The sequence below is a fragment of the Hydrogenophaga sp. 70-12 genome (assembly GCF_001897365.1).
In the GTDB taxonomy this organism is placed as follows: Bacteria; Pseudomonadota; Gammaproteobacteria; order Burkholderiales; family Burkholderiaceae_C; genus Hydrogenophaga; species Hydrogenophaga borbori.
Genome location: NZ_MKSS01000363.1, coordinates 1 through 6,552 on the forward strand (window position 1 = coordinate 1; position 6,552 = coordinate 6,552).

Below are 6,552 nucleotides of genomic sequence, written 5' to 3' on the forward strand. Positions count from 1 at the left end.
CCCACCAGGCCGCCACCGCGCTGATGGACTTGTTCGCGCTGTTCGGCTGGCCGGGCGCGCTGTGCCTGTCGTTGGTGCAAGACAACGCGCTGTGGGACGCCTTCCTTCTGCCGACCCATGCGCCGCATATCCAGCACGACAGTGCGCCGCACAGGGCGCAGTGGCCCGGCCCGAGCCTGCGGCCACCGATCAATGGCCGCGTCCTGGCCTCGGTGATCGCGGCCTTGCTGGCGCTCGGCGAACACACCCGTGCGCAAGCGGTGCTCGACGCCTGCCCCCAGGCCAAGAACCGGCGGGTCGTGCTCAAGTGGCTGCTCAGACACCCCGGCGCCCCTTTGCTGCGGCTGAAATCCACCGACGCGGCCGCCGCCTTCGAGCGGGTGCTGAGGGACATGCTCAAAGAAGAGCACGCCGGCTTCTATGGTCGGTACGGACCGGCGATCGAGGCCCTGCTCGTCCACTGGCACCCCCCCGCGAACCCGTCTACCGTCGACGGCATTCGCGACACGCTCATCGAGCTGGGCGTCGCCATCGTGTTCGACCCACACGGCCATGCGCTGCTGGTCGCCCAGAGAGACCTGGCCTCCCCGGCGCTGGACAGCCTGGCGGACTATGTCCACCAGGCCCTTCCCCATCCCGACTGGAGCCCGTCCGTGCCCGGCGTGGTGTGCGATGCGCTGGCCCTCCTGGGTGTCGTGGTCAATTTCCAGGGCCGCTTTCTCTTCCATCGCAAGGGCGGACCGGCCCAGATCCGCCGCGACATCGCATCGCTGACGCCGTCCAGGTACCGCGAAGTGGCGCGCTTCGTTCGCCGGTGCGCCACGGCACTGATGGCCAATCATCAACACCCCGCGCTGACCCTGACCTTGATTCGGCTCTGCGCCGAGATGGACGACCCCGAACGGGCCGGCGACGGCGCCTTTCAGCAGGCCGCTCGGCAGGCCATGCTGAACCACGGGGTCATCCACTCCGGTCTCCTCGGTTATGACCCCGGATCCGGGCGCATGCCCCTGCGCGAGATGGACGCCCTGCTGGACGAGGTGCAGGAGATCCTGTCGCCCGAGACGGCGCTCCTGTTCATCGTCGGCGCCATGCGCTACCTCGCGCAGATCCAGCCACAGGACCCGTCGCCGGAGAACGCGCGCGCACAGGCCGAATGGCGGCAACTGCGTCAGCGCCTGCTCGACCGCCTGGTGGAAGCCTTCACCCGACTGACACACCGTTGCGCGGAGCCGCTGGACCCCGACTGGATGGCCCTCGCGCGCTGGGTGTGGGTGACGCAGGCCACGCTGCGCCTGCTGCCGCCCGACGAAGACCGGCTGCCGCCCCGCTCAGACAGCGCCGTGCATGCCCCTTGCCTCGCTTTGTTCGCCTCGCAGAGCACGGCCTTGCGCCACACCCTGAAGCTGCTGTGCGAGCCCGCCTTGCTCGAAACCACACCGGCCATGCCCTACGCCCCGGTGACCGCGCCAGAGCTGTTCCTGCTCTGCGCGCCGCCGACCCGTCTCGCCGTTCTGCGCCTGCCCTTGCCAGGGCTCTGGCTCTCCATGCCACCGGCGTTCGACCCGGACCTGTTCTTCGCCAACATCCCCGAACTGCCCCTCGAAACCCTGGCCGATCAATGGGCGCATCTGCTGCCCTACATCGAGCCCCACATGCATTTCAGCGACATGAGCGACACGCTGTACCGCTTGCTGGAGGCCGCCAACATCGGCGCGCTGATCGACCATTTGCGCCAGCGTCCACAGGGCCATCGGTGGGCCTACTACCTGCTCAGAGCCTTTCGCGAGCGCCTTGAAGAGTCGCCGTCCATGCTTCGCCCCCGGGGCCTGCCAGCGCTGCTGGCGTGGTGCGGGCGGGTCGCGCTGTTGTACTTGGCCCAGGGCAACCGCGACCCCTGGGCCAACTGGCTGCATTTCCTCAGCGAATGCGCCAACCGGGAAAACTCACATGAACCGCAGGAGCCGCTGTCGGTGGCCGATTGGCTCGTCCTCGGCCACTACCTGCCGCTCTGCCCCGATCGGGACATCGCCCGCACCCAACTCGAACAACTGTCGGGCGATCGGCTCGGCGCGCGGGCGCACGCCTACCTGCTGCTGGGCTGGCTGCGCCAGCGCTTCGCCGAAGTGGCCAGCCCCCCGTGCCGCGAACAAGCGGTGCCCACGGTCCCTCATTGGCTGTTCCAGACCGTGGCCAAAGCGGCGAAGTCCCTCACCCGAAGCTGGGCCGAGGCCGAGAAGCTGGCCTTGCGCAACGAGCTCAAGCCCATGGCCACGCAGTACGGGGCGCTCAGGAAGAAGCACCCATGAGCTGGACGCGGGCCGCGTCCAGCACCACCCCATCGGCGTCGGCGTCTTCACCGCTGTCGTCGCCATTCGTCCCGTCCACCGGGCCCAGGCCACGGCGGGGCAACAAGGCGCGGCCCGAAAGGTCATCGACCCGGATGGCGTGCGCCGTCGCGACCCACTCCACCGCGACCCACTCCACCGCGACCCAGGCCGCAGCGTCCGCCCGCGGCTCCCGTTCGAGCAGCACCCCGGGAGCATCCTGCATCGCCTGTGTCAACCGGCCAGTGGTCGCGCCGTCCCCCTGCACCCTCCGCAGCAACTGGTCGAACGCCACGCCGCGTCCTGTCCCGATCAGGCCGCCGTACCGCGCCGCCCGCTCCACCACCACAGGCCGATGCCGCCCACGATCATGGGCACGCACAGCCACTGGCCCATGCTCAGGCCCAGGGCCAGCAGGCCCAGGTAGGCATCGGGTTCGCGGAAGAACTCGGCGATGAAGCGGAACACGCCGTAGCCCAGCAGGAACAGGCCCGAGACCTGGCCCGTCCGGCGCGGCCGGCGCGCATAGAGCCACAGCAGCACGAAGAGCAGCACCCCCTCCAGCAGGAACTGGTAGACCTGCGAGGGGTGGCGCGGCAGATCGCCCGCGCCGCGGAACACCATGCCCCAGGGCAACGAGGGATCGGCCACGCGGCCCCACAGTTCGCCATTGATGAAGTTGCCCACGCGACCGGCCGCGAGGCCCGTGGGCACGCAGGGCGCGACGAAGTCCATCACCTGAAAGAAAGGCCGGCCGCGGCTTCGCGCGTACCAGACCATGGCCAGCATCACGCCAATGAGCCCGCCGTGAAAGCTCATGCCGCCCTGCCACACGTAGAACACCTCCAGCGGGTGCTGCAGGTAGTAGGCCGGCTGGTAGAACAGGCAGTAGCCCAGGCGACCGCCCGCCACCACGCCCAGCACGCCGAGGAACAGGATGTCCTCCACGTCGCGCGCTTCCCAGGGGCGCGGCTGGGTGATGCTGGCGTACGGCTCGTGGCGCAGACGCAAGCGGCCGAGCCAGAAGAACAGCGCGAAGGCCGCGAGGTAGGTCAGGCCGTACCAGTGGATGGCGAGCGGCCCGATCTGCAGGGCCACGGGGTCAATCTGGGGGTGTTGCAGCATGCGGCTATTGTGAACGCCCGGCATCGATGAAGCGCTGCAGCGCCGGGCTGAGCGCAGCGTCGCGCCAGACCAGGCTGGTCTCGCACTGCGGCACGGCCTGGCCGCGCGGCAGAACCACGGGGCGATAGACCACGCCGGGCCGCTGGAATTGCCGCACGCTCTGCGGCACCCAGGCCAGACCCAGCCCGGCCGACACCAGGTTCACGATGGTCTGCATCTGGATCGCCTCCTGCGCCACCCGAGGCTCGCGCCCGGCGGCGCGGTACAGGCGCGTGAGTTCGTCGAACACCTCGGGCAGGATGCGGCGCGGGAACATCACCAGCGGCTCGTCCGCCACCGCCGCGAGCGACAGGCGCGTTCGCGCCGCCAGCGGGTGCGCCTCGGGCAAGGCCAGCACCAGCGGCTCCGTCACCAGGGCCCAGTGCTGCAGGCCCGGAGCGCTGTCGCCCGGCGCGTGCAGCACGAAGCCCGCGTCCAGGTCGCCGCGGGCGATGAGATCGCGCTGCACGTCGCCCGTGGCCTCGATCAGCTCCAACGCCACCCCTGGCCAGCGCTCTCGAAACGCCCGCACCCAGGGTGGCAGCAGGCTGAAGCCCACGGTGGAGACAAAGGCGATGCGCAGCCGCCCGCTTTCGCCCTGCGCCGCCGAACGCGCCAGCGCGGGCAGCGCCTGCGCCCGGCGCAGCAGCTCGCGCACCTCGGGCAGCAAGGCCTCGCCCGCCGCGCTCAGGGCCACCTGGCGGCGGCTGCGCTCGAACAGGCGAACGCCCAGCGCCGCCTCCAGCGAGGCGATGGCCTGCGTCAGCGCGGGCTGCGTGAGGTGCAGCCGCGCCGCTGCGCGGCCGAAGTGCAGCTCCTCGGCCAGCACGGCGAACTGGCGCCATTGTCGCCATTCGCCGCGCTGCGGGTTTTGTCCTTTGTTCATAAGCCCAGCATATCAATGAGCCCAGCCGATCCGATTGGATGCCCCTGCGGCGCTGGCGCATACTGCGAAGCTTTCCCCTCCTTCCCACGAGACCCGAGAGAGACGACATGGCCGACAAGACCCCCCGACAGGTTCTGCGCAGCGACAACATCACCCAGGGCAAATCGCGCGCGCCCAACCGCTCCATGTACTACGGCATGGGCTACAAGGAAGGCGACTTCGGCAAGCCCATGGTGGGCGTGGCCAACGGGCACAGCACCATCACCCCCTGCAACAGCGGCCTGCAGAAGCTCGCCGACGCGGCCGTGCAGGGCATCGTGGAAGCCGGTGGCAATCCGCAGATCTTCGGCACGCCCACCATCTCCGACGGCATGGCCATGGGCACCGAAGGCATGAAGTACTCGCTGGTCAGCCGCGAGGTCATCGCCGACTGCATCGAGACCTGCGTGCAAGGCCAGTGGATGGACGGCGTGGTCGTCGTCGGCGGCTGCGACAAGAACATGCCCGGCGGCCTCATGGGCATGCTGCGCGCCAACGTGCCGGCCATCTACGTCTACGGCGGCACCATTCTGCCGGGCAAGTGGAAGGGCCAGGACCTCAACATCGTCAGCGTGTTCGAGGCCGTGGGCCAGAACGCGGCCGGCAAGATCAGCGACCAGGAACTCAAGGACATCGAGCAGCACGCCATTCCCGGCACCGGCTCCTGCGGCGGCATGTACACCGCCAACACCATGAGCTCGGCCTTCGAGGCCCTGGGCATTTCCCTGCCCTACTCGTCCACCATGGCCAACCCCCACGACGAGAAGCAGAACTCGGCCAAGGAATCGGCCAAGGTGCTGATCGAAGCCATCAAGAAAGACATCAAGCCGCGCGACATCGTCACCAAGAAGGCGATCGAGAACGCCGTGGCCGTGATCATGGCCACCGGCGGTTCCACCAACGCGGTGCTGCACTTCCTGGCCATCGCGCACGCGGCCGGCGTGGAATGGTCCATCGACGACTTCGAGCGCATCCGCCAGCGCACGCCGGTGCTGTGCGACCTCAAGCCCAGCGGCAAATACCTCGCGGTGGACCTGCACAACGCCGGCGGCATCCCGCAGGTGATGAAGATCCTGCTCAAGGCCGGCCTGCTGCACGGCGACTGCCTGACCATCAGCGGCCAGACCATCGCCGAGGTGCTGAAGGACGTGCCCGACGAACCGCGCAAGGACCAGGACGTGATCCGCCCGATCAACGATCCCATGTACGCCCAGGGCCACCTGGCCATCCTCAAGGGCAACCTCTCGCCCGAGGGCGCGGTGGCCAAGATCACCGGCCTGAAGAACCCGGTGATCACCGGCCCGGCGCGCGTGTTCGACGACGAGCAGTCCGCGCTGCAGGCCATCCTGGACGGCAAGATCAAGGCCGGCGACGTGATGGTGTTGCGCTACCTGGGCCCCAAGGGCGGCCCCGGCATGCCGGAGATGCTGGCGCCCACGGGCGCGCTGATCGGTGCCGGCCTGGGCGAAAGCGTGGGCCTGATCACCGACGGCCGCTTCAGCGGCGGCACCTGGGGCATGGTGGTGGGCCACGTGGCCCCCGAGGCCGCCGCGGGCGGCAACATTGCGCTGGTGCACGAGGGCGACTCCATCACCATCGACGCCCACCAGCTGGTGCTGGAACTCAACGTGGCCGAGGCCGAGCTGGCGAAACGCCGCGCCGCCTGGAAAGCGCCGGCCCCGCGCTACACGCGCGGCGTGCAGGCCAAGTTCGCGTTCAACGCGGCCAGCGCCAGCAAGGGCGCGGTGCTCGACAACTTCTGAGCCGACGCGAGCGGCGGGCGCTGCCTCAGCGGCGCCTGCCCGTCTTGATCCCCAGCGCCTCGCGCTGCTTGTCGAGGCGGTCGCGCTTCTTCTGGTCCATCTTTTCCACGGCCTTGCGCTTGGTGTAGCCCGAGAAGTCGGCCCAGGCCCACCAGGCCGCGGCCAGCGCGAACGGGGCCAGCACGATCCACCAGGACCATTCGGCGACCGGGCCGAATTCCAGGTATTTCATCAGCAAGAGCGCGATGCCCAGACCCAGCAAATACATCTCAGCCTCCGGTAAATGACCGGTAAATTCCGGCAAAGAAAATCCGATAACAGGGGCTCGGCCAACCCAGTCGATAGAATTTGCCCCGTTCGCCCCTGACATTCC

The 6,552-nt window shown here is 69.0% G+C and carries 6 protein-coding genes; 2 read left to right on the forward strand and 4 right to left on the reverse strand.

From position 1 onward, the window contains the following. Positions 1 to 2,309 (forward strand): hypothetical protein (locus BGO22_RS18585; RefSeq protein WP_286852167.1); only part of this gene is annotated, 2,309 nt, incomplete at its 5' end. On the opposite strand, the gene BGO22_RS18590 is transcribed toward BGO22_RS18585, so the two are convergent. From BGO22_RS18590 to BGO22_RS18600, 3 genes are read right to left on the reverse strand one after another with little or no spacing between them, the layout of a single operon-like run. Next, complete coding sequence (locus BGO22_RS18590; protein ID WP_175442862.1) at positions 2,290 to 2,622, reverse strand: hypothetical protein; 333 nt, start codon at positions 2,620 to 2,622, stop codon at positions 2,290 to 2,292. The two genes, BGO22_RS18585 and BGO22_RS18590, sit on opposite strands and share 20 nt — an antisense overlap. Before the next feature lie 17 nt (positions 2,623 to 2,639). Beyond that, complete coding sequence (lgt, locus tag BGO22_RS18595) at positions 2,640 to 3,452, reverse strand: prolipoprotein diacylglyceryl transferase (RefSeq protein ID WP_070399946.1); 813 nt, start codon at positions 3,450 to 3,452, stop codon at positions 2,640 to 2,642. Between the two features lie 4 nt (positions 3,453 to 3,456). Beyond that, a complete protein-coding gene (locus BGO22_RS18600; protein WP_070399945.1) occupies positions 3,457 to 4,377 on the reverse strand; it encodes a LysR family transcriptional regulator in 921 nt (306 codons plus the stop codon). 107 nt (positions 4,378 to 4,484) lie between these two features. On the opposite strand from BGO22_RS18600, the gene ilvD reads away from it, so the two are divergent. Beyond that, a complete protein-coding gene (gene ilvD, locus BGO22_RS18605; RefSeq protein ID WP_070399944.1) occupies positions 4,485 to 6,179 on the forward strand; it encodes a dihydroxy-acid dehydratase in 1,695 nt (564 codons plus the stop codon). A gap of 25 nt (positions 6,180 to 6,204) precedes the next feature. Here ilvD and BGO22_RS18610 read toward each other — a convergent pair whose 3' ends face one another. Beyond that, entirely contained in the window at positions 6,205 to 6,447 is a 243-nt protein-coding gene (locus BGO22_RS18610) for a TIGR04438 family Trp-rich protein (RefSeq protein ID WP_070399943.1), read from the reverse strand. Positions 6,448 to 6,552 lie beyond the last annotated feature (105 nt).